The following is a 22,679-nucleotide window of genomic DNA, read 5'->3' as shown; positions in this document are numbered from 1 at the left end:
ATTCCGAGATTATGTTGCACAAGTCAAAATAAATGGAACACGGGTAGACATTCCTATAGCTGCGGGCTTTGACCGTTGCGTAAGTCTCTTGCAAATTATAGGCAGTGAAATACGGCTACCGAAGCGCTCAGCGCCATTGAGAAGGAGCGGGACAGGCTGGCGAACGCGCTGGCCGCGTCCGAGCGCGAAAGGAAGGCCGCCTCAGAACTCGCTGAAGCGCTTTTGGCCAGTGAGCAGCATAAAATCGCTGCCGCCAAGGAAAAAGTAATCCAAGAAAGGCCAAGCTCCAGGCCGTCGAGCTTGAGAAGAAGCTCGCCGTGACCGAAGCGGTCGGCGCCCTCGAAAAAGAGCGCGATGAGCTGAAAAATGGAATCAAGCAGGTGCAGCTTGAAAAGCAGCTCTCCGAGCAGTCGCTCAAGGACAAGTACGAAACCCAGATCAAGGATCGCGACGACGCGATCGAGCGCTCAAGGACATGAAGGCCCGCCTATCGACCAAAATGGTTGGCGAGACCCTCGAACAGCACTGCGAGACCGAGTTCAACCGGGTGCGCTCGATGGCGTTTCCGCGCGCGTATTTCGAGAAGGACAACGACGCGCGGACCGGCAGCAAGGGAGACTACATCTTCCGCGACTCGGATGAGGCCGGCACAGAGATCATCTCGATCATGTTCGAGATGAAGAATGAGAGCGATAGAACGGCGACGAAGAGCAAGAACGAGGACTTCCTCAAAGGAACTCGACCGGGACCGGACTGAGAAGGGCTGCGAGTACGCGATCCTGGTCTCACTGCTCGAGCCCGACAACGAACTCTACAATGCCGGCATCGTCGATGTCTTCCACCGCTTCCCGAAGATGTATGTCATCCGGCCGCAGTTCTTCCTGCCGATGATTACGCTCTTGCGGAATGCAGCAATTAACTCGCTGAAGTACAAGACCGAGCTGGCGCTTGTGAAAGCGCAGAATATCGACATCACCCAGTTTGAAAACCAGCTTGAGACGTTCAAGACTGCATTCTCGAAGAACTACGATCTTGCTTCCAGGCACTTCCAGGCCGCGATTGCAGAGATCGACAATTCCATCGATCAGCTGCAGAAGACCAAGGACGCATTGAGCGGCGCCGACCGTAATCTCCGCCTCGCGAACGACAAGGCGCAGGATGTGACGATCAAGAAGCTGACCCGGGGCAATCCGACGATGGCGGCGAAATTTGGTGAGCTGAAAGCCAGGCAGCCGAGTGAACAAGGTCATCCTTGAACGGGTCAGGGTCTATTTGACTCGCCTGAATCGGTACCCCGCCTCCTTGATGTATTTGTTCAAGTAGGTCCCTGCGGGGCGGGAGGTGGCCCAGCGGCGGTAGCATTCGCAGGGAGTGAGGGCCTATTCAGCGCTCGAGAGGCCAGAAGCTGCGCGTGCATCTCGCAAGGCCTCAGTCAGCAACGGAGCCAGAACAGGAATCGGGCATCCAAAGACCAGTCGTCGCTCTCGCAACCAGGTGCTCTGGAGTGCCACCACCCAATAGCGCATCGGCGGTGTTAGGTTGAATCCCAGGATAGGACCTCCGCTCATGCCTTTCACGCTGACTAGGTCGAGGTTCGGTCGCAGCTTGGCGATGAAACGAGGAGAGCGTGTCGGTGACAGGTCTTCCGGGGGCTCTGTAACATAATCAACCGGAAACAAGGTTGAAGCGATTAGGCCGTCATCGATCGTATTGACGTGGGAGGACGTAAGTTCCTCCGGAAACCCGAGCATGAAGTGGGCGTCAAACCTCACCGCATGCTGGCGTGCCCAATTTTCTTCGCTGATCGCGACCATGCCGTTAGCAGCAAGTAGACGCACGTAGTAGGGCCTCAGCAGCATGACGCCGAAATCCAGCCCGTCCTCATCGATGAACGCCATGGGGGCGCTCTTGAGATCGAAGGGTATCGGCAGATCGTGAATACTGCCCGAGTTGGGGTTATCTCGGAGCACAGCCTGAAGAACTTCGATGCTGCTGCTTTTCAGGGCCTCGTGCAGATTGCTAAGGTTATGACCCGCTGTTAGCAGGTAGTCGTATCCATCGGTATGCAGGAGTGTACAGGAATAAGCCGAGTACAGAACGCCCGTGTCCGCACTCGTCTTATCACGGTAAGTGATGCACAGCGCGACGAGATGGCGGCCAAAGAACCGCATCAGCTTATCGCGCTGTGCTGGCACCGATTCGAGCATGAGAGATTATAGCACCGTTTCCTTCCCAGGGCTCGACCTCCCCGTCATTCTTGAGCTTTGTCGCTTTTCGGCGCGTCTTCGGTCGAACCTTCATTCCACCAGATCAGATTTCCCTTTCCTGCGTCCAGCAAGCGAATGAGGGCCCGATTTGAGGGATCGCGAATGAAGATCTGATAGCCGGGTGCTATCGGCGGTGGAAATGGAACGACGCTCGCGAGCGAGGACATGAGTCCAGAGCAGGCGTCGATTTGTCTGAATAATGATATCGCCGATCCACGTAGCGAGACGATATTTTGATTGTAGTGGTGCTCCGGTTTCCAGGCGAACCCACTGAAATATTTCGATTGCGGATCGATACAGAAGCCCCTCTCTGTGATGAAGATGGTGTCGACGCTGCTGCCCCCATGGATGATATGGTCCCGCATTTTGCGCAGCGACGCGAAAAATGGTGTGTGTTTCGCGTATCCCTAGACCGCGAGGTTGAGTCTGACCGGGGGCGCAACTTAACCCGGTGCACTGCACAAGCCGCGCAGGGACGGTGTTGCCAGCGATCGTCTCGTGCTCGGCGCCATCTGGCGGGATGCTCCGCTCAGGGGGCTCCATGGCGCGACCTGCCCGGGCCTGGGGTTCCGCGCCCTCGCAAGCATCGTGGGAGCCGTGCCGGAGCCTCGCTGGCCGTCCGGCATGCCTCGCGACAGCGCTTGAATGCTGCAAATCCTAGTTGACGCTAGACCCATAGGATCCGCTAAAATAGAGCCGGCGCGGCTCTATGAGACCAGAGGCCCATGAAGTCCTTGTGGCTCCGAGTGGAACAGTTGGACCGGGACAACGGCCGGATTTCCCTGTTTGATGCCGCGTTTCCCAAACCCGAAGATACGCCGCTCGTCGCCGAAGTTTTTCCGCTCGCAAGGCTCAGTGCACGAGACTGGTTGGATCGCGAAACCGCCATGGCAGCTCCCGGAGTTCCGGTGGGGGTTTTCGATGACTATGGCGACGAGCTCTTCGGTCTCCTCAATCAATCGGTTCTGACCCGATGGGAAGCGCAACGGCAGAATGGGACCCGAACCTATCTCGAAGTGCGCAGGCATAATGGCTTGCCGGACGTCCGGCAGCTCGCCGATTTGAGATGGGAGTATCTTGGGAAAAAAGTTCCTGGCGGGCTCGTCGAGCGCCATTTCGCAGACCTGCAGCGGCCGATGCTGCGCGGCTTGATCGGCACCGGCTCGCCGGCAGCACCTCTATCCGGCCAGCTCAATGCCCTCGTCGTCACCGGCGAGGCGATCGATTGGCTGAACGGAGGCTTTCCGGGCGACGATGTGGGCGCCGTATTGCGGGAGTTTCAGCGATCCGAGACCCTTGCCCATGCCGAGCTGCTGCAGGTCCCGTCGCTCGCAATGTTGGAGGCAGCTTTCGACCGGCTTAACCCCGACATCTTTCACTTCACCGGCCACGGGGAATTGTCACCACTGACTCAAAAGCCCGCGCTCAAGATCAACGAAGCTGCTCCCGGTCAGCCATGGTGGTGGGACACCGCCGGCGTGTTTGCGTTTTTCTCCAACCGCCGCCACAAGCCGCGCCTGGTCATCCTCAATGCCTGCGATGGCGCGCACGCGCCAAGCGAGTTGTACTCGCTGTTGGAAGCTCTTTCGGCATGCGGTGTTCCGGCCGTCATCGCCGCCCAAGCCCCGATTGGCCAAGCTGTTACGGCTGAATTGTCACGGCCCTTGTATCAACAATTGCTTGCGGGCCAGCCGATCGACGTCGCTCTCGCCAAAGCACGATTTGGCATCGGCCAGAGTGTCGGGGGAACAGGCTGGCATTCCCGCGATTGGGGACTTCCGGTTTTGAGCACGTCGATGGCGCCCGAGGCGCTCTTCCCGGCAAAGCCTGCGCAACATCCAGACCCGGTTCAGATCCTGCGGCGCTGCTCCGTGCTCAAGCAATTCATGCGCGCTGCGGATCTGCCAGCCCCCTTTGTTGGCCTCGCTTGGACCAGCGAGCGATGGCGAGCCCTCGACGCGCTGCGTCGCCAAAATTGCCTGATCATCAAAGGAGCGCCAAAGGGCGGAAAGTCCTGGCTCGCCATGCGGACATTGCGCGACGCGATCCAGATCGGCCATCGCGTAAAGTACGTCGCGGTTTGCGGCGGACCAACGCCGGCTGTCAACTACCTCGACCTCCTGTCCGCGATCGTGGAGGCAGACGCCACGCAAACCGGCTCGGAGGTGCACGGGGCACTGGACCGCACCGCCTTCCAGGAATTCGTTGCCGAACGAGACGCACACAACTCCGTCGACCGCATCCTCGACGCTTTCGAGCGCGGGCTTCAGGAGATTACCCGAAACCATGAATACACAATCGTGCTGGACGAATTCCAGCGCGATGGGCCCGTCGCAGAAGCGTTTCCTGCATCGGAGTTTAGAACGATATTGTTGCCGTTCTTATCGAGGATCGCGCGAAACTCGATCCGAAACCTGCGGCTCATCATCGTCGTTCGCGAAGATCTGTACGACAGATATGGGCTTGCAGCGCTGCCCGACGAGCCGATCGAGCTTCATCCTTTCAAGCAGAGCGACACGCCGATGCTGTTTCAGGAATTGTGTCGCTTCTACCGCGTGGCCAAGCTCGATGTGCTGTGTCAAGCCGCGATCATCATGGTCGCGGAGCCGCAATGGCATGCGAGTAAGCTCGAGACGTTTGGCCAAATGGTTGCACAGGCGAAGGTGCCGGTGCCATGAATCTGCACAAACTCAAGCTTGATGAACGTCAGCGGCAAGCCCTCGAGAAACTGTTGCAGGGTAATTCCGAGCTGCGCGAGCAGCTGCTTTCGCCACAAGCGTCGACCCATGATCGGGCTTTGCAGGTCCTGAGCATCGTCCGCGCCTTCGACCGACCGATGTACGAGAGCGTCTGCAGAGGCGCAGATCCGACCCTGCCGATCTTTGACGAACTCACCGCAAGCCCTGACGTGCTGCGGGTGCCGAGAACGGAAGACACATTTTGGCTTCGCGAGGGCGTACAGAATTATTGGCTGTCTTATTGGAAGGAACACACGGACGAATATCTGCCCTGGGCCCAGCGCTTTGCAGGTTGGCTTGAGAACAACAACAAAGACCCCGCCGAACGCCTGGCACTATTGCTGCGTGTTGATGTCACCCAAGCCCTTCGTCTGCTCAAGACCGAGTTCGAAAAAGCGAACGCCGCGGACGACCTTAGCCTATGCCACTCACTGAGCCAGCAGGTGGAAGGGAGCCTGGCCTCAATCGATCCATCTCTTCGTCCCGAATTTGCGGCGATCGCCGCCAGATATCGCGGCCGAGCCCAGTTCCTGAGGGAATTTCAGCGTACCGTTAGCTATTTTCCCCGTCGTGTCCCGGAGCGCGCTTTCAAGGAGTTGATCGAGGGCACCGACCGTTCCAAATGGATTTTGTATCTTTCGGCGCCGGGGGGCATGGGCAAGACCATCTTCGTCCAACGCATGATCGCGCACAAATTGCTCAAAGAAGCGCCGTTTCCTCTTGTGGCGCACGTCGATCTTGATGACGTCGAGGTGCCAGAGATCGCCAAGGCGCCTTGGCTTGTCGCTATCGAAATTGCCGAAGAGCTCGATGAGCAATTGACGACGCGAATATTCTCGGACCAGTTCCTATCTGAGGTCAGCCGATTCAGCCCGCTGCTCTACCGACGCGAGAGCGACCGCGGACGAACGCTCACCGATGATGAGCGCTACGAGCTCAGAGCTCTGGCCTATGATCAGTTCTCCCACTGGGCCGGCTTTGTCAGCCGTTGCATGGAGTTGTCGAAAGACCGCCCGCTGGTGATCTTTATCGACACGATCGAAGAGGCCTCGCTGCATTGGCCCGACCAATTCCGGCTCCTCCTGGAGCGCTTTGAAGAGCTTCACGCTGCCGTGCCTCAGCTCCGTCTGGTCCTATCCGGTCGATACCCGCCGTCGTCTCCCAACACCCCGCCACAGAACGCGCATTTTATCCAATATGGCGACAGCCTGAAGCGGCAAACGCTGTTCGTCCAGCTTGAGCCGCTGAGCCCGCCGGAGGATGCGGCGTTCATTCGCGCCCAGCTACCGGATGTCGGCGACAAGTTGATCAATGTCATGACCTCGGCCGCGGCGGGAAATCCGTTCAAGCTTTCGATGCTTTGCGAAACGGTGAGCAAGAATCGGGAAATGACCGCGGAGAAGCTCGCCGAATATGGTTCAGACGTCGACCTGGCCTACCTCATCAAGCGTATCATTGAACGCCTTCCTCTGGACGAAGAGCTTGGCCTGCGCTGGGTGCTGAGATACGGCGCGATACCGCGTCGTTTGACGCTGTCCTTTTTGCAGGACGTCTTGCACCCGCTCCTGATCGAAGCATTGAGCGGAAGAATCGAGGAAGCCAGAGAAGACATCCCGACGCCCAAGGAGCGAGCGACGTGGCTGCAGAGAAAGGATGAGAAGCTCGATCCGGGTCATCTTTGGGAGCAGTTATCACGCTACGCCAGCGACCGGAGCTGGATCTCTCTCCAGAGCAGGGATCCCTATACGGCGACGCTCCATCCGGATGTGGCCAATCCGATGCGGGCGTTGCTCAAGAAGCAACCAATCTTTCGGCGCATTCACCGCGAGGCGGTATCGCATTTTGCAAGGCTACGAGCCAATGAGCCGGCCCGTTGGGTCGAATTGACACTCGCGGAATTGTATCATCGCGTTGAACTCGGCGAGGACGACATCCATGCCGCGCTCGTAGGCGCCTTGGATGAGCGCGCCTCGGTCGACGATGCGGCCGCGCGGCTGGAAGTCCTGCGCGAGTTCGTGAAGCCGGAGGGCGATTTTTCGCGGGCGCCGCGGGGGGCTTTGGCGCGGGCCCATTACGAGATCGCGGACGCGATCGCTGTGCTCGCCAATTTCGACTACCTGCCGCAGGGGAGCCGTCGCGAAGATATCCGTGCAAACCTGCAGAAGGCGTTCGATCTGAACCGATCGGCTGACATTCAACTGCCGCCGTTTGCTTTCAAATGGCGCGACTTTCTCGATCGCAATATTCCGAGCCCGTGGAGCGTCCTCGCAGACCTTCTGTTCGTTCTGAAATCGGCCGAGTGCCGGGCCCGCTACTGGCTCTTGCTGGCCGACATATTCGGACAAAGAAAAATTTCGTCTTTTGGGTTCTCACTGCTTGCCACATTCGCCGGCCTGTCAGACGGGCGGGTCGCCTCAGCCCATATTCCGAACTGGGCGATCATGGAACGTGTTGCCTACGCGTATCGGCAGCGTGGATCGCACCGATCGGCGGAAAACTATCTGCGTTGGGGCTACAGGGCTGCTCCATCTGGGGAGGGGCATGCGGCTCGAATCCAGACGCGCCTGATCGAGCTCCTGGTCGAAAGTGCGCGATTGCGTGATGCCGAAACGGAGATGAACAAGGTCGACGCCGCCGGGATCGACTTAGGCGAAGATCTGCGCCCGCTGCGTATAGAGATCGCATTGCTTCGCCGTAATGCCTGGACCGCCTTGTCCTTAACCGAAGGCATGTCTGACAAGACAGGTTTTCGTTTCCATCTCTTCCGCGGCCGGGCTCTGGCGCAGTTGCAGCGCATCGATGAGGCGTCGAAGGCATTTGCCGAGGCAGCGCAAGCGGTTCTGAGGAGTGAAAGCCCAACGCTGCTCGATGAGATCCGGCGCGAGGAGTTGATTTTCCGCCTTTTCGAGGCGGGGCTGCCGACCGAGCCAGCCAACCCAAGGTCATCATCCGTCGGCACGGCCGCCGAGCTGGAGTTGATTCGCGCGTTTCAGGTCCGCGACAATCAAGCCGAGTGCTCGAAGATCATCCACGAGCTGACGCAAGTGCGGCATACGCCAGCCACGCGTATCCGCGCCACCATCGCGGGCGTGACCTGGGGGATATTGCCCTCCGAACGGTTCGACGACGCTTTTATTCGAATGTTGGACGGCGTCGGCGTTAAGGCAATGCGGCGTGCACTCTTGGAGGCGCCTGTTCTTCTCGCGCAGACCCAGCCATGGGGATTGGGCTGGTTCAAGCGATTTGAGTTGCGGAGCAGTTTGAAGAATGACATCGGCAGCCCAATCGAAATGATGGATTGGGTGCGCTACGGTCGCGTGCTGCTGGCAATGGGGGATCGCAAGCGAGCTGACGCGGCTTTCGCCAACATTGCGACGCGAATGGGGGCCGACGGCGCCGAGCTTGCGGTCTATAGGCAGCGTTGTCTCGGCGATCCGGAGGCGCAACCCCAAGCCGTCGAATTTTGGAACGGTCTGTTCTCTGAGCCCGGTCTTTACGCGACCACACTGCTGGAGAATGCGGAGCGCGCCATGCGCATAGGGGACCTGGCTGTCGTCGGAAAGTCCTTAGCAAGGGTTGCAGCCGTTCTGAAGAAGAACGCGTTGCATCCCATCTTTGCCGAGCGGCATCGCAAAATAACGGCCGCCTTTGAGCAGGCGGATAGAGCCACGCCGGCGTCCGCGGACGCTGACGTGCAGGAGGGGACAGGCCAAACCGAGCCGACACTTGCGCAATTTCGTTGCTGTCTTGTTACCATTGACGCTGAACGGTTTGTGGTCGAAACGCCGGGACGTGAAGTCCATCGCTTCTCCACCGCCGAGAATGAGTCCCTGTCTATCCTCGCCCGGTATACGCGAGACCGAAGCCCGATCAGATTGATTCCCCATCTCGTGAACCGATGGCCCGAGCCCTTAGATGAGCTAAAAGAGCCGCTGATCGACCTAGAGCCGCAGGCGGCAAGTGAGAGCGATTTGTTTTTTTTGGCACTCACCGGCGCGCCAATGGTGGCGACGCCATGGGAGATGAGCGTGCCGTCATCATCCGTGCCGATCCGCATCGGAAACGGCCGCGATGAAGGCCCGATCGCAGACGAGATCAGACAGCCGGAGCGGGGCCATCGAGCGGCACGATTCATCTCAAATCTTACGCGACAATCTTGGTCCGGCGCGACCATCGGCGCTTATCGGGTGCCATACAAACCGTCACCAACCATGATTTCCCAGATGACTTTGCTGGATGATCGGCTGATGGCCAGTCATCTCCATATCGACACCAGCGATCCGGCGCAGGCGGACATCATCTACATCATGACCGATATCGACGAATCGCGTTCGCTTCCCGAGCCGTGCTTTCCAGGCGGAATGACGGCGGAATTGCTCGGCCGCGAGTTTCAACGTGTGCGGAGCGACGGCTCGAAGCCGTTCGTTGTCCTGCATTCGCCAATCCTGCATGGGATCACCTCCGGGATCGAGCAACTCTTTGCTCGAAACCGGTTGTCGCAAGCGCTTGTCAACAGTGGAGCGGTCTCCGCCGTTCTCGCCACCAGCCTGGCCTCGAGCCCGGAAAATACCTTTCCTCAGGATGCCTTACTCGATGCGCTGCGGCGCGCGACAAACGAGCCGGACGTTCTGCGTCTTCTGCGCGCCTCCGCCATCTATCCCGCTGCTGTCACCCAGCTCGAAGCGACATTGGGGATCCCGGCAACGGCGCTTTTTCTGAATGTCGAAACTGGGTTCCAGCAATGATCGATCCTCTTGCTGTTCTTCTGAAACGCAGGGAAGACGAATTGAGGTGGAAGCTTGCCAGTCTTCCAGAGGAATTGACGCAATGGCGCCTGCGCGCAGCCAACGAGCAGGCACTGCGAAAGAATAATAGTCAAATCGGTCGGCTTTCTCGGCGCATCGATCGCCTTCAAGCGGTGGTCAAGGCTGACTTTGATCGAGCCCTTAAGGACAACGAGCTTTGGCTGCGCGCGGAAAGCCTGGAAAAGAAGGCTATGATCGTCCACACCGTGTGGGACCAGTTTCGCAGTCGACTGTCGCTGCGGCTGATATCTCCATTCAATAGCTATCTTGCACTCGCCGATGCGTATGCCCGCGAATGCTATGTGGAGGCCTTTCGACATTTGCAGGGGATCGCCTCGGACCAGCTGTGTCCGGCGCCCCTGGTCACGTTCGACCAGCAACTTTCGCCATGGATGATGCCGGAAAGCGGGGAGGCGCAGCTCGACGCTGAAAGCGACCGCATTTTGTTGTCCGCACAACAATTTCAGGAAGCCTTGGATCTCCTTCCGCTAACGCTGGTCGCCGTGCCATGGTCCTACTTAACGTACTTGCCGCATATGGCGCTGCTCGCGCACGAACTTGGTCATGCCCTGGAGCGCGGTGCCGACCTCACCGAGCGGCTGGATCGGGCTATCGACGCCGCCGCGTTGAACGAGGACCGCCGGCCGGCATGGCAAGCTTGGCGCAAAGAGATCTTTGCCGATTGGTACGGCTGCGCGATGGGGGGCCCTGCGTTCGTCTGGTCGCTGGCGGATTATCTTGCCAACGATCAATCGCAAATTCATCGGCAAACGCGGCCGCATCAGAATGGGAGCTGGAGGTCATATCCCACCGCGACGGTTCGGATCCTATTCTGTTGCGTTAGTTTACGGGCATTCGGATTCGATAGTGATGCCGATAGCATTATCGATGTCTGGTCGCGAGCCTACCCGGAAAACCCGCTCGACAGCTTCGGCCGCGACTTTGAAATCGTCGTGAACGCCTTCTGCGACGTGCTCGATCTCAAGGAAGCAGCCTATGATGGATTTCGGCCGTCGATGTCGAATGTCGCTGGCATGCTGGCAAATGTTTGCCGGATGGGCGGACAGCTACCAGGAAGCCCTTGGCCGGCGCGTGCCTATGTGACGGCGTCGCGGCTGCTCCTAGAGGGATCGCCTGCAAATATACAAATTCTTTGGCAAAAGCTTCGCGATCACCATCTCCAAACACTCCCGCCCAACATGGCAGGAGCGCAAGCGGAGAATGGGGTGCCGACGCCTGAAACAGAAGAGGTCGATCGTCTGGCCGCGACATTGTTTGCCAACGTCTGACGTATGCTTCGACTCAAGACCTCGGCACGGCCATATCCTCGATTCTGAGGCGAACGGCGGGATCACCGAAGAGAATGTAATTTCTCGCGTCATTCCGCGCGACCCAGCGATTGGCCAAGATCCCGTCGGAGACTTGCCGTGCATCAAGATCCCGGGCACGCATCATATCGGCGAGTTCACCGGAGAGGACGGACCAGCGCATGTTAAACTGGTCGGTCGCGAGGCCAAGCCGCTCGCCCTTTAGGATTCTCACCATGACGTCGCGCATCTCCTGGACCAACGGCACGCTGCGGCCGCTTCGGAACGAATACGACCATGCACGGTCGATATGTGCCAAGACCGCCAGCGCGCCGGAAAGAAGAAATTGCTGCGGTAAGCGGGCTGTGAAGGGCGCGCTCGCAAGCTTGACCGGTCGCCCCAGAGGATCTCTTCCATAGTCATCAAGAACGGGGCATCCCCCACTGTAACAGGCAAAGAAGAAATGGATCAGCCCATCAAGTGCGAGGTTTTCATTCACATCGGCCGCCGAAAACGTCATCTCGGAGGTGACGGGGCCGGACGTCCAGTCCTGACAGATGATAGCACCCTGCCGCTCCATCTGACCGGGCGCATCGCATGGGATGGCCAGCCCGTGGGAGCCCGTGAACAGCAATGCAGGTGGCCCGTCCTCGCCATATAGCAAGGAGCTCAGCTTGCTCTTTGTTGCGTCATTGCCGAGCAGCGCTCTTGCGCCAAACTGCTGCCGGACGCCGAGCGGCTTGACATAGGCATTGCCATTGACCAGCGGCTCGGCCACCAGATCATGCAACAAACCGGTCGCACGATCGCCTGGTTTCTTTGGAGCGAAAATCGCAAACTCACGGCGCTGCCGAACGCCCAATGCTTGCTCGTACGCGATCAATTTCTGCGCGTAGGTCCTATAGTCGTCCGGATGGACGAAGTCCAGACGGCCGACGCCCCAATAAGTATCGAGCTGGTACTGGAATTCAAAGGGAATGAGCGCTGGTGACCCGACAATCGTCAAGTAAAATGGCACCCCAAGATTAGGGTCGACCACTGAAAACCCAACACCGTTCTTGGCGAGCCAGGAACGCGCCGTGTCACCTGACTGATAGGCTTTGCTGCCGTCGAAGACCTGCAGGAGGCGATTGCTTCGCACCTGGTGAGAACGATGCTCGATCAAGGGCTCGAGCCCTGCTCTTACGGCAGGATCGGCATTGGCCGCAAAAATGATACCCCAGCCGGCCTCGGCCAGATTGTTAGCGTCAATGTCCGACACGGCGAGCTTTTCGGAAGCCTTGTCCGCCGCGCGCTGAATGATTTCTCGCGGGGCGGCCTCAATACCGGTCAGGACGCGAATATCGAGCGGCGGCAACGGCTGTCCGCTCTCCCAAATGCCGTTTGCAACCGGCAGCTCCTCGCTTTCGTCAGCGAGCTCGTTCATCTTCGTCATCACATCATGTTCTCGCCGTCACGCGAGCGGCGGCCCATATTGCGTGCGCAACTTCCGCGCCGTCGATCAAGGAGTGACCCCCGATATAGTCGCTAGCTTCCAGATTATAGATGCCGCCGGGCCGAAACGCATAGGGCGCGGACACAGGCTGCATCACCCCATCCTCTGCCTCCTTCACGCCTTGAATTCCCCAGGTTCCAATCCCGCCAAATATTGGAAGGTCCCCTTCACCGAAGGCGATCTGCAGCGCCATCCCCACGGCCAAGGGGTAGAGCGTGCCTACCGCTCCGTCGTGAGCTGATCGCGTCGTAACGATAGGGCCACGCACCGCCGGCCTGCGAAGCATCGTGTTGAAGTAGCCCGGTTTGCTCACGAGCTCGATGAAGTCGGCAAACGCCCACAACGACACGGCACCTTGAATCAAGACCAAAGAATCGACCGCGCGCGGCAACCTCGAGATCACGCTCGGGCCGCCAAGGATGGAGGAGGCGACGATGCAGCCAAAACTGTGTCCAATGAGATGAACGCGAGCGTCGGGACAGGCTTGCTGCAGCCTTGTGCAGAAGCTGTGCATTGTGTCCTCGCCGATCCGTCTGGCGCGTTTCTTCATCGACCAGAACGAAAGCTGTCGAAGCGGGGAGAGCAGGCCGGATAGCACGGCTGACTCGGCAAAGTCGTCGCCGAGCTCCTCGGATGCCTCAAACGCCGCAACAGGGTCAAAAGCCACGCCATCGCTGTCGGGAGGCGCGTCAAGCCCGCCGCCCTGATAGCCAAGTTGTCGGCCTAACTCCCGATAGGCGTCCGCGACGTGTTCTGGCATTTGCACGGCACCGGCGTTCTCCAGGTGCTCCTGAAAGATCGTTTTCAGCAGCGGGCGGATATCGGAAGAATTAGCATCGAAGAATTCGATGTACTTCTCCATGATATCGTCCTGAGAATTCATCTCGGCGGCAAAGTCAGTCGCACCGATCGTTTTCTCGCCGAAGGGCAGGCTCGGCCAATGCAGGCCGATCCAAATCGGCCGAAAGTCAGGACCCATGGCGTCCACGTCGTCGCGCCTCGCTAGCAGGGCCGCAAACCAGCGGTCGTATTGTTCCTTGGCCCCTGGAAAGTCGCCCTTCCAGCCATGGCTGGACAAGAAAATGTCAGTCGGCGATTGGTCGCGGGCCGCGGCAAGAATGCGTTCGCTGAGAAAATCCGTGCCAGGACCTCGGTCTTCGACCTCGGTGCCGTGCCTGTCGAAGCTAAGCAGCCAGTAAGACGATGACGTCCCAGGAATGTCATAGAGCGGCATAGATTTCAGCTCCCAACCTGGCCGTTGCGGATGACGCTGTCTCAATCCGCGAAGTAGAGCCAAAAAGGGCACACCTACAGTGCTGCTATCATAACACATCACAGCATGTGCAACAACTGGTTGAGGCGCCATGTGCGCTAGGCCGGATATGGCGAAGTACACGTTGCAGAAGAGGCATGTGACGTTACCCGCAGAACCTGTGGCGAGTCTCTCATGAAGGTTTAAGAGGGCTCAATCTACCGCAACGACGGTCAGGCCGCTCAGGTATGCAGGGGCGAAATGCCAACCCAGGCTGTCACGGTTCAGGCTCAAACAGCCGGCCCTTCTGTCCACGAGCCGCGTCTCACCAACCTTGTCATTGGCAGTGTTCTGCAAAAGCGGCGAGTGATCGGTACGCTTCTCTTTACCGCCGGGTGTCCGCTCGGCCGAGGGGCGAATCCGCCCCCTCTCATCTAAGCTGCGCCTATGGGGAGCCGCCGGCAGTAGCTCGAGCTTTGTTGAGGCCGCCGGCGATCGCGAGCTTTAGAGCCCAGGCGAGGCGCTGCATGACCAAGTCGCTGTCATGGAGCCGACTGTCGTCGGTCGGATCGACCAATCGATCGAACGAGCCGCGTCTGCTTTTGACCGTGGTACCCCGCGACGACGCGCAGGAGCTGACCGAACGCTTCGGGCTCCAGTATCGCTGCGAAGCTGCTGCTGCCTTTGCCGGCCGCCTTCTGGCGCTGCTGCGGCGGCTTCAGCGCAACATGGCCAATCAGCGCGTCAGCGGGGTCGCTCGATGCGCGGCCGTCCGACATCGCCAGCCGGAATATGTTCGACAGGACCGCCGGGAGCCTCCGCACTGTGTCGTAGTTTGCCGCGAGCGTGCAGCCGCTTCAAAATTGTGAGGCACTCTGAAGCTGTGATGTCGGCAATCGGCCGGTTGCTAAGTTCAGATCGCGCGAGCGAGACGAGCCAAGTTTGTTTGTCGTGGGTACTGGCGCGAAGACGTCGAACCGATCGCCCTGAAGCTTCTCGCTGAGAGGCCTATGGCATCAGAACAACCATGATCTCGCGGCCCGCTGACCGCTTCGTCTAGAGGGGACAGAATGAACCGGCTACAGAAATTCGTCGAGCGAGGCGCCTTCGGAGAAGGTCCAGGTCGCACCGCCTACGTGCTCAATCCGATGAAGCTGCCCGATCCGCGCAGCGGCTTCGAGTGGCAGGTCATGGCGGACTTCCTACCCGGCGAGGCCATCCTAGCGGATCCTGGCCTAAAGCAAGTCTTCGAGGCGGCACTGAAACGCGGCTGCACCATCGTCGCAAAGGACCAATCGCGATGAAGACGGACCGCTTTCGCTATCCCATCACGTTGAAGTTTGCGGGTAAGGTCGGTGACATCCTCACGCCTATGCCGCCCGAGAACCAGAAGTCGAGCGAGGCGCGGGACAGCGAAGAAACGTAAACGCCGCTGCCATTTTGGCACTACATTTAGAGTCTTGAGACGGGTATCCTATTGCTATTGTTCATGAACAGGACCCAAGAGGCTTTTGATGAGCCGGGAAACAGCACGCTTCATAGATGATTTCTTCAAAGAAATCGAAAGCGGCAATGCCGCGATCTTTGCGGGTGCTGGGCTTTCGTGCCTTCTGGCTTTGTTGACTGGCGCGAATTACTTCGCCCGCTCGCCGAGGAGCTGAACCTCGACATCGACCAGGAATCGGACTTAGTCGCGTGCGCGCAGTTTCATGTCAATTCAAGCGGCAACAACAGGCATCGTCTGCACAGAGCCGTCATCGAAGCGCTGTCGGCAGACAACCCGCCAACGGAAAACCATCGTCTGCTCGCCCGGTTGCCGATAGCTACGTGGTGGACGACCAACTACGACAAGCTCATCGAAACCGCTTTGAAGGATGCGGGGAAGATAGTTGACGTTAAATCAGCAGTCCCGCAGCTCGCGGACATGAAACCCCGCCGCGACGCGGTGGTCTTCAAAATGCATGGGGATGTCGATCGACCCGATGAAGCCGTGGTGACGCGTGATGATTACGAGCGCTACGGCCAAGATCGTGGCGCTTTCATCAACGCGCTCGCAGGCGATCTTGTCACGAAGACCTTCTTGTTCCTGGGATTCAGCTTCACGGACCCGAACCTTGAACAAGTCCTTACGCGCGTGCGACTTACGTTCAAAACGAACCAGCGAAGGCACTACGCGATATTCCGGATGCGCACAAAGCTGCCGCACGAATCTGATGAAGCGTTTGCCCACGCTCACGCGCGCCAAGCGCTCGTCCTCCAAGATCTTCTGCGTTTCAATATTCAAGCCATTTTGGTTGATGAATATTCCGACATCACAAAAATCCTAGCTGAATTCGAGCGGCGTTACCGTCGGCAAACCATCTTTGTTGGCGCAGCGGCGGCGTCGTTCGATCCATGGGGCGAAGATGCCGTTACGGCGTTCATGCGTGCTCTAGGCTCTGCACTGGTGACCAAGGGTATGCGGATTGCGACAGGTCTTGGTCTCGGCGTTGGAAACGCCTTGCTTACGGGCGCCATCGAAAGCGTGATTCAATCGAAAGCCGGGCACATCGAAGATTACCTAATTATTAGGCCCTTTCCTCAAGCTATCGCTGACGCCGGTGAGCGCGCCCGTGTTTGGGATGCCTATCGGCAGGAAATTGTAGGATCATCGGGTATTGCCATCTTTCTCTTCGGTAACAAGATGGTTGGGACCGCCGTTGTTCCTTCTGATGGCATGCGACGCAAATTCGAAATTGCGCAAGAGAAGGGCTTGGTGCTCTTGCCAATCGGAGCGACGGGTTCGATTGCGAAGCAATTGGCCGATGATCTATTGGCCAGTACCACGCCGGGCGGCGTGGACCCCGCGGCGCTCTCAGCGCTTGCAAGTCCAGTTACGGACCTGATGACATTGGTTACTCCGATTGTTGAAACGATAGGCAAGATTAGGGAGGGGAAGTGATGGCAAGAAGGGTATTTTTTAGTTTTCACTATGATCGGGACGTTCGGCGCATCGTTCAGGTGCGAAATTCCTGGGTCGTGCGCGCAAAGGGCGAGGCGCAGCCCTTTTACGACAAAGCCGAGTTTGAGGAAGCGAAGAAGCGCGCCGGAGGCATTGAGAAGTGGATTGAAGAGCAGATGAAATACACGTCGGTGACTGTCGTGCTGTACGGTGCTGAGACTTATGAGCGCGAATGGGTCCGACACGAGATCAAGCGTAGCTACGAGCTAAAGAAGGGGATCATCGCCATCGACATCCACGGCGTGAAAGACCCGCAGAACGGGGTAGATGTACAAGGGCGGAACCCACTGGATTATTGGACGGTAAAGCGCGATGGGCGAGATGTGCCATTCAGCAGCATCTACCGTTCATATGATTGGGTTCGCGATGACGGCTACAATAACGTCGCGGGCTGGATCGAAGCCGCTGCAACCGCTGCCGGACGATAGCTTGCAAGTTATCGCCACTGGTAGAGCCACCACGGTAGAAACTAATTCTTGGCTTCCGGCGGCGGTGCGAGCTTGGCGACATCCGCTTCCAGCTTCTTAGTGCAGCGGATCAGGTCGGCCAAGAGTTGCGCGTCGATTTCGGTGCGGCCTTCGTACTCCGCCAGATTGCGCTCGTTGTGGGCCCTGATGAAAATCTGGATGTCCGCCTTGTCCGTACCGACGGTGTGGACCAACGTTTGAAACACCGTGATACGGTCTTCCGAGCGATAGCCTTCCCGGCGCAATGAAGCCGCTGCGAGCCTGTGGGCCGCGCCATAGGCCAGGTCAAACTGACTATCCGAATCGAGGTCTTCGTTTTGCGCGTCGCGTAGCCGCGTTTTAGCCGCGGCCAGCATGCCGTCGTACTCGGGCTTTGAAGGCGGCTCTTCCTTGAGCTTCCTGATCTTCACCAGATTGTCGAGTTCAACCTTGCTCATGAATGAAGGACTCTTTCCGATCCCACGATGAAAATCTTCGGTTGCGTGCTAATTCTTTGAACGAATGAATCCTTGCGCGAAACCTTGCGCCGCCAATCCTCGCGGGTCAGGAACAGAGGATTGACCTTGCGATGCAACTTGCTTTCGGCACCTTGCAACGCCGTGAAGAGGTCACTGTAATCGAGATCGTCACCGATCACCAAGAGATCAATATCGCTCGCCGCCGTGTCCGAGCCTTTCGCAACCGATCCGAACACGAACGCCGCTTGCATCTTTTCAGCATGTGGCCGCAGAGCTTCCGCCAACGGTCCGGCCAATCCCACCGTCTTTAAGACGAGGCTTTGCAGCTCGCTGAATATCGGAGAGTCGGCATTGGCGCGGTAATGCTTCTGATTGCCGATCCATTGAACTGAGACGAGGCCACTGCCTTGCAGCCGTTGCAGTTCGCGCTCGACCGCGCCGGTTCCCGAGTTGATGGTCCGCACAATCTCCGAGGTATAAAAACTCCGCTCCGGCTGGCCGAAGATGAGGCCAAGCACGCGCTGCTGCACGTTTGAAAATAGCGCGTTTGAAAGGCTGGTTTGATCAGCAGTCATTCCCATATCGGGTATGATAGACCCCAATTTGGGGATAATCAAGGATGTTAAAAATTTCATATTCATCAAATAGTTAGGACGAGCTCATTTGCCAGAAGCGGATCGGTGTAGATCGAATTCTCCTTCCTTCTCCGGCACCGGGGAAGCCCACCACTCGTCGTCCCCCGCTCCCAATGATCCAAGAGATAGCTTGGTTTCGGCCAGAGGATTGTCCATTGCCAAATGACGGATCAGCACCTGCGGCGACCGGTTGGTTGCCGCCGTTGCTCCGCACGATGCATTTCACGGCGATGCGCGTGAGCGGGCGGATCGGCGCCGTGAAGAACAATTGGGGCGTCGGTAAGCGTGGCCTCGCTTGTTCGAGGTAGACGATGATCGCATCGCCTACTTCCTGCGTCAGCGGAAGCCACGCCTCCCGCCTGGATTTGCCGGTGATGGCAAGCCGCCCATTCCTCCAATCGATATCGGTGAGCTTGAGGTTGGCGACCTCGCTCGCCCTCAAGCCAAGACGGGCGAGCAGCAAGACGATCGTCCGATCACGTAAGCGGCTTTTACCCTCGCAAGCGGCTATCGTTCGCTCGATATCGTTGGCAGCAAGGAATCTCGGAACGGATGCCAACTGCCAGTTCGCAAAACGCGGAACGGCGTAGTCGCGTCCGGCCGGGCATTGGCCGGTCGCGACCAGGAATCGGAGAAACGCGCGTGTCGAGGTTGCAATGGTTTTGGCCCGACCACGGCTGTGCGGTTTGGCGCGCTCGAGAACAAAAGCCCGTACCGCATGGTCGGCAAATGCTTTTGAATCGTCGCCAACAGCCTTGAGAAGATCGACAAGTGGTCTGATAAGTGTCGAGTGTGGAGTCGGCGACGCCGCGCTGCCCTCGCATCCAGGTCCGGAATGCTGCAAGTATAGGCCAGCGCTCTGTCGGAGATGGCGGCTTCGGAGCCGCCGGCAACGCCCCTTGTTCCCGAAGATAACGGATGAACAGCGCGGCCGCCCCGCGCGGTGCCCTCGTCGTTCTGCCGCCCTTGAAGGCCGCTGCAGATGCATCAAACCCGGCCAATATGTTGTCGAGGGTGAATCCGGCCGCTTGCAGCCATTCGGCCCAGCAGGCCAGAAGACGCACCAACTCCACGATCGTGGTCGGCCGATAGCCGCTGTCGCGAAGCCAGTTCCTAAATTCATCGACATGAGCCCCAAGAAGCGCAGCCGTCCCTCTACGCTCTTGCCCTGCTTTCGCTTCTGTTTCCGCTTTGACATGACGCCTCCGTGGATTGAGTGGAGGCTGAAGCATGCGGCGGTCTGCACCAGATCGAGCACGTGGCGTCATAACAAGGCCCACTGTCCACAGGAGATCCGGACTGCTTTGGACAAGTATCGGCACCTCCTTCAACGGTTTCCTCGGCCGTGTCCTGTGCGCGCCATCGCCGTCTTCGCCAATACCGACTAATCCGCGACGGCCTGCGAGCTTGCGCCGCGCGTTATGGGCGGCTGAGTTCCCAATTTCGCAGGGTGTCGTGTTACCGTTTGAAAGCGGCCCTTTCGATCGATCCTAGGATGGAAGTGATGGGCCGCCCATAAGTTGTCGGCCTAGGGTCCGGAAGATTGAATAAATTGCCTCTTGCAACTAAAATATAAGATGTCACAGATTCAATTCTGAGAAAGCGACCGCCGTGGCAGTTCAAAGGACGCAAAGCCCGGGTGTCGAGCCAAACCTACTGGCGTTGCAGGCGGCGTGGCAAAAACACCCACGGTTCAAACAGCGGGCGCTTGGTGGTCCACGCGCGCTTGACGGATTTCATTATCAACTTGCCGTATCGCTCCATCGTTTTTTTGGAGCTGTACTGGAGAGGAACAGCGCAAACGCGGACATCGCTTTCGAAGGACTCAGCGACCTAAGTGAGAGCAGGGACGGCCTTGTGTATCTCACCCAAGTTAAGACCACGCTGAGGAGGGAATCACTTCAAGAAGCCGTCAGGGAGGCCCTCGCGGTGGACGAGTTTCTCGAAGAATGTTGTCCATCGGTGCAAGAAGAATTTCGATTCAAGATCACTACACGAAGTTTGCGCGGAAATGTCTCGACCGAACCTGCGCTACTGTCCGCGTCAGACCTCAAGCTCGATTCCGAGTTGACACCGCGCTGGGCAAATCTGCGAAAGCGATGCTTGCCGGTGGAGGTGGACACTGCACCTGAGATTCGCCTCGCAGTGCGGCTCTGGGCTGATGTCACGCGTCCAATGACACTGATTGACACCTGCATGGGTCGGCTCCTTGACATGGTCCCGTCAGGAGTCCCGCCCGCAGATATAACCAAAGCCCTCCTTTCAGTTTGGGAGGGCTCCCGCCGCCGAAAGATTGCCCCTCTGCACCTGCTGGGAGCTGGGGACCTTGCAATAAACAAGTCCGCTGGCGAGCGCGATCGCATCGTCCATGGTGTGCGTCCAAGCGTAAGAGATGTTCGCGACGGCTGCTTCATGGAGCGGCCGGAGAGGCTCAAGGCCGCACTTTCGGTCATTCACGAGCGTTGGGCGCAAGAGTCAGGGGAGAGGCGTCCGCTGATTCCCGTGTTTTGGATAACGGGCCCCTCGGGAGCAGGCAAAAGTGTACTTCTCCTTCAAGTTGTCAGCGAACTCTTAGCTGATGGGCAGGTCGAGGCGGTCAATTTTATAGAATCGTATGCCCATCTCATACCGCGCGCTCTCGAGAATGCCGTTGGGACCTCGATCCCGTTTTTGATTGCGGGCGACGATCTTTATTCTCCAGAGAATCGCGATCCCGCGATATGGCAGGAAATTGGAGAGCTGACTGCAAGTCAACACGCTTTTCCTAGCCGATTTTCTATTCTCACCTGTGGCCCGCCTGAGCAATTGAGGGCTTTTAAACGCGAATGTGAGCGACATCGGGCGCTCCAACCGGTCGAGATAATTGCCAAACCATTAAGTCCAGAGGAGCAAGACGCCTATCACGCTTGGTATCAGGAACGTACCGGCGTCGAAGTACCTAGGCGCAAAGAATCAATCCTGGTCGCCGCCGCTTGGAGTTATGAACTCTATCGAAGAGAACAGCTGACGCCACAAGACTTCGCCCAGCGCTTCGACAATCGGCTCCACGAACTTGGTATCGCGTCGAAAGGCCACTCTGCCCTCGCACTAAACATTTATGGCCTGAAAGCGCCAGAGAGTCTTTTTCTGAGCCACCGAGAGGCATTGGCGCAACTGACAAGCGAGCAAATCTGGCGTCTGAGCAGTCCCGGTTCGGGAACCCTATCGGGGCGCTTCTTTCATCCGCAGATTAGTCGATTGGTCTATGACGTGTTGGTCCCGCCAGGGAATTCCGTTGGACGCGCGGAGGACATTGGCCGCGGATTTGATTCGATGCTGGAAGAAGGGCAGCCGGCCGATGCGTTTCTTGGTTGGCTCGGTTCTCGAAAAATTGGCAAACGTCGCGAACGCGGCGCGTTGATGATCGATGAAGAAATGCGGGTAGAAATTTTGAAGGCGCTATGGCCGTGCTTTCGTCGGCGTGGCCCAGTTCGGGATGTCATCCCCCGGCTGTTCAATTGGCAACAAGCAGCCTTAGGCGCGGGGATCAATCTACATGCGGCGGGTATTAAGGCTCGTATCGGGTCTTGGTGGCGTGAATTGGAGGAAGATGAACCTAGCTGGGGTCTTCTTTTCCAGATGGTTTGGGATATGGCCAACCAACAAGAGCGAGCGATTTTGGTGGATCAGGGCCGAAGGTGGCTTAAGGCACATCCGGTTGCGGGAGCGTGGCCGTGGATCAACAGGCGTTTGCTCCAGTACACACCGTCGGACGCTACTCTCCGAGAGGAAGCCTTAGCCTGGCTGAGCTGTAATTTAGCACATCTGTATTACGCGAACGTTTGGTTGGACCTTTTTCAAACGGTTGAGCATTCCGACCGCCGCGATACTGAGAAAGATGATCTTCTTCGGCTCGCCCTTCAATCGATTCCGGTTCAGCCTGAGTCGAATGCGGATTTTCTGATTTGGGAAAAAACCGCCACGCTGAACCCAGCGATCGACCATTTTGCTGAAGCCATCACCCGAAAGCTGACGATTGTACGCAGCCCTTATAAGCTAGAGAAGGCAATCGATTTCTTACTCCGCTTTATCGAGCCTGCTGACTTCGTTGCAAAGTTATTGCCCACATTTGCGACACAATGGATGGCCATGGTTGGCCGTTCATTTGGATTCACGTTGCTGAAATCCTCCGCCAAGATGTTAGCTGGCTGTCTCTTGGCCGTGATTGGCTGGCAGGCCGTGAGAAGCAACCAGAATGGAATTACGTCTGGCAGA

Annotated in this window: 16 protein-coding genes and 1 pseudogene; 10 read left to right on the top strand and 7 right to left on the bottom strand. The window is 58.1% G+C overall.

What is annotated here, in order from left to right:
- Nucleotides 1-117 precede the first annotated feature (117 nt).
- Nucleotides 118-1,256, top strand: a pseudogene (locus XI04_RS03365) (DUF2130 domain-containing protein); the annotation flags it as partial.
- A 123-nt stretch (nucleotides 1,257-1,379) separates the two neighbouring features.
- Here XI04_RS03365 and XI04_RS03360 read toward each other — a convergent pair.
- Both XI04_RS03360 and XI04_RS03355 read right to left on the bottom strand, forming a co-directional pair.
- On the bottom strand, nucleotides 1,380-2,207 hold the full coding sequence (locus XI04_RS03360; protein ID WP_271623420.1) for a hypothetical protein: 828 nt from the start codon (nucleotides 2,205-2,207) through the stop codon (nucleotides 1,380-1,382).
- A gap of 44 nt (nucleotides 2,208-2,251) precedes the next feature.
- Nucleotides 2,252-2,632, bottom strand: a complete 381-nt coding sequence (locus XI04_RS03355) for a hypothetical protein (RefSeq protein ID WP_271623419.1) — start codon at nucleotides 2,630-2,632, stop codon at nucleotides 2,252-2,254.
- Between the two features lie 360 nt (nucleotides 2,633-2,992).
- Between XI04_RS03355 and XI04_RS03350 the strand changes: the two genes are divergently transcribed.
- The 3 genes from XI04_RS03350 to XI04_RS03340 are packed head-to-tail and all read left to right on the top strand — an operon-like array spanning nucleotide 2,993 to nucleotide 11,099.
- Nucleotides 2,993-4,945 carry a CHAT domain-containing protein gene (locus XI04_RS03350; protein WP_271623418.1) on the top strand — a complete coding sequence of 651 codons (1,953 nt, stop codon included), beginning with the start codon at nucleotides 2,993-2,995 and terminating at the stop codon, nucleotides 4,943-4,945.
- Entirely contained in the window at nucleotides 4,942-9,750 is a 4,809-nt protein-coding gene (locus tag XI04_RS03345; protein WP_271623417.1) for a hypothetical protein, read from the top strand. The genes XI04_RS03350 and XI04_RS03345 overlap by 4 nt, the downstream gene beginning before the upstream one ends.
- Nucleotides 9,747-11,099, top strand: coding sequence for a hypothetical protein (locus tag XI04_RS03340; RefSeq protein WP_271623416.1), 1,353 nt, complete (start codon nucleotides 9,747-9,749; stop codon nucleotides 11,097-11,099). The genes XI04_RS03345 and XI04_RS03340 overlap by 4 nt, the downstream gene beginning before the upstream one ends.
- A 13-nt stretch (nucleotides 11,100-11,112) precedes the next feature.
- On the opposite strand, the gene XI04_RS03335 is transcribed toward XI04_RS03340, so the two are convergent.
- Complete coding sequence (locus XI04_RS03335) at nucleotides 11,113-12,552, bottom strand: hypothetical protein (RefSeq protein ID WP_271623415.1); 1,440 nt, start codon at nucleotides 12,550-12,552, stop codon at nucleotides 11,113-11,115.
- A gap of 4 nt (nucleotides 12,553-12,556) precedes the next feature.
- Nucleotides 12,557-13,846 carry a hypothetical protein gene (locus XI04_RS03330; RefSeq protein ID WP_271623414.1) on the bottom strand — a complete coding sequence of 430 codons (1,290 nt, stop codon included), beginning with the start codon at nucleotides 13,844-13,846 and terminating at the stop codon, nucleotides 12,557-12,559.
- A gap of 545 nt (nucleotides 13,847-14,391) precedes the next feature.
- Between XI04_RS03330 and XI04_RS03325 the strand changes: the two genes are divergently transcribed.
- The 5 genes from XI04_RS03325 to XI04_RS03305 all read left to right on the top strand — a co-directional run bounded on the left by XI04_RS03325 (nucleotide 14,392) and on the right by XI04_RS03305 (nucleotide 17,293).
- On the top strand, nucleotides 14,392-14,733 hold the full coding sequence (locus XI04_RS03325; protein ID WP_271623413.1) for a hypothetical protein: 342 nt from the start codon (nucleotides 14,392-14,394) through the stop codon (nucleotides 14,731-14,733).
- Between the two features lie 201 nt (nucleotides 14,734-14,934).
- Nucleotides 14,935-15,168 carry a hypothetical protein gene (locus XI04_RS03320; RefSeq protein WP_271623412.1) on the top strand — a complete coding sequence of 78 codons (234 nt, stop codon included), beginning with the start codon at nucleotides 14,935-14,937 and terminating at the stop codon, nucleotides 15,166-15,168.
- Entirely contained in the window at nucleotides 15,165-15,290 is a 126-nt protein-coding gene (locus tag XI04_RS03315) for a hypothetical protein (protein WP_271623411.1), read from the top strand. The genes XI04_RS03320 and XI04_RS03315 overlap by 4 nt, the downstream gene beginning before the upstream one ends.
- 177 nt (nucleotides 15,291-15,467) lie before the next feature.
- Complete coding sequence (locus tag XI04_RS03310; protein ID WP_271623410.1) at nucleotides 15,468-16,805, top strand: SIR2 family protein; 1,338 nt, start codon at nucleotides 15,468-15,470, stop codon at nucleotides 16,803-16,805.
- Nucleotides 16,805-17,293 (top strand): TIR domain-containing protein, encoded by a 489-nt coding sequence (locus tag XI04_RS03305; protein ID WP_271623409.1) that lies wholly within the window; start codon nucleotides 16,805-16,807, stop codon nucleotides 17,291-17,293. The genes XI04_RS03310 and XI04_RS03305 overlap by 1 nt, the downstream gene beginning before the upstream one ends.
- Before the next feature lie 41 nt (nucleotides 17,294-17,334).
- On the opposite strand, the gene XI04_RS03300 is transcribed toward XI04_RS03305, so the two are convergent.
- The 3 genes from XI04_RS03300 to XI04_RS03290 form a co-directional block, all read right to left on the bottom strand.
- Nucleotides 17,335-17,769, bottom strand: coding sequence for a hypothetical protein (locus tag XI04_RS03300; RefSeq protein WP_080134670.1), 435 nt, complete (start codon nucleotides 17,767-17,769; stop codon nucleotides 17,335-17,337).
- Entirely contained in the window at nucleotides 17,766-18,365 is a 600-nt protein-coding gene (locus tag XI04_RS03295; RefSeq protein ID WP_271623408.1) for a nucleotidyltransferase domain-containing protein, read from the bottom strand. The genes XI04_RS03300 and XI04_RS03295 overlap by 4 nt, the downstream gene beginning before the upstream one ends.
- Nucleotides 18,366-18,438: 73 nt before the next feature.
- Nucleotides 18,439-19,269: a tyrosine-type recombinase/integrase gene (locus XI04_RS03290; RefSeq protein WP_271623407.1), complete on the bottom strand. Its 831-nt coding sequence runs from the start codon at nucleotides 19,267-19,269 to the stop codon at nucleotides 18,439-18,441.
- A 1,568-nt stretch (nucleotides 19,270-20,837) separates the two neighbouring features.
- On the opposite strand from XI04_RS03290, the gene XI04_RS03285 reads away from it, so the two are divergent.
- A partial coding sequence (locus XI04_RS03285) for a hypothetical protein (protein WP_271623406.1) occupies nucleotides 20,838-22,679 on the top strand: 1,842 nt, incomplete at its 3' end.

This window comes from Bradyrhizobium sp. CCBAU 11430, from assembly GCF_028128855.1.
In the GTDB taxonomy this organism is placed as follows: domain Bacteria; phylum Pseudomonadota; class Alphaproteobacteria; order Rhizobiales; family Xanthobacteraceae; genus Bradyrhizobium; species Bradyrhizobium ottawaense.
The sequence above is the reverse complement of the archived record's forward strand: the minus strand, read 5'-3'. Positions and strand labels throughout refer to the sequence as shown.

Bases quoted from the DNA above. Each gene is read 5' to 3' on its own strand.
- XI04_RS03360 (WP_271623420.1), bottom strand. From the start codon at position 2,207: ATGCTCGAATCGGTGCCAGCACAGCGCGATAAGCTGATGCGGTTCTTT.
- XI04_RS03355 (WP_271623419.1), bottom strand. From the start codon at position 2,632: ATGCGGGACCATATCATCCATGGGGGCAGCAGCGTCGACACCATCTTC.
- XI04_RS03350 (WP_271623418.1), top strand. From the start codon at position 2,993: ATGAAGTCCTTGTGGCTCCGAGTGGAACAGTTGGACCGGGACAACGGC.
- XI04_RS03345 (WP_271623417.1), top strand. From the start codon at position 4,942: ATGAATCTGCACAAACTCAAGCTTGATGAACGTCAGCGGCAAGCCCTC.
- XI04_RS03340 (WP_271623416.1), top strand. From the start codon at position 9,747: ATGATCGATCCTCTTGCTGTTCTTCTGAAACGCAGGGAAGACGAATTG.
- XI04_RS03335 (WP_271623415.1), bottom strand. From the start codon at position 12,552: ATGACGAAGATGAACGAGCTCGCTGACGAAAGCGAGGAGCTGCCGGTT.
- XI04_RS03330 (WP_271623414.1), bottom strand. From the start codon at position 13,846: ATGCCGCTCTATGACATTCCTGGGACGTCATCGTCTTACTGGCTGCTT.
- XI04_RS03325 (WP_271623413.1), top strand. From the start codon at position 14,392: ATGACCAAGTCGCTGTCATGGAGCCGACTGTCGTCGGTCGGATCGACC.
- XI04_RS03320 (WP_271623412.1), top strand. From the start codon at position 14,935: ATGAACCGGCTACAGAAATTCGTCGAGCGAGGCGCCTTCGGAGAAGGT.
- XI04_RS03315 (WP_271623411.1), top strand. From the start codon at position 15,165: ATGAAGACGGACCGCTTTCGCTATCCCATCACGTTGAAGTTTGCGGGT.
- XI04_RS03305 (WP_271623409.1), top strand. From the start codon at position 16,805: ATGGCAAGAAGGGTATTTTTTAGTTTTCACTATGATCGGGACGTTCGG.
- XI04_RS03300 (WP_080134670.1), bottom strand. From the start codon at position 17,769: ATGAGCAAGGTTGAACTCGACAATCTGGTGAAGATCAGGAAGCTCAAG.
- XI04_RS03295 (WP_271623408.1), bottom strand. From the start codon at position 18,365: ATGACTGCTGATCAAACCAGCCTTTCAAACGCGCTATTTTCAAACGTG.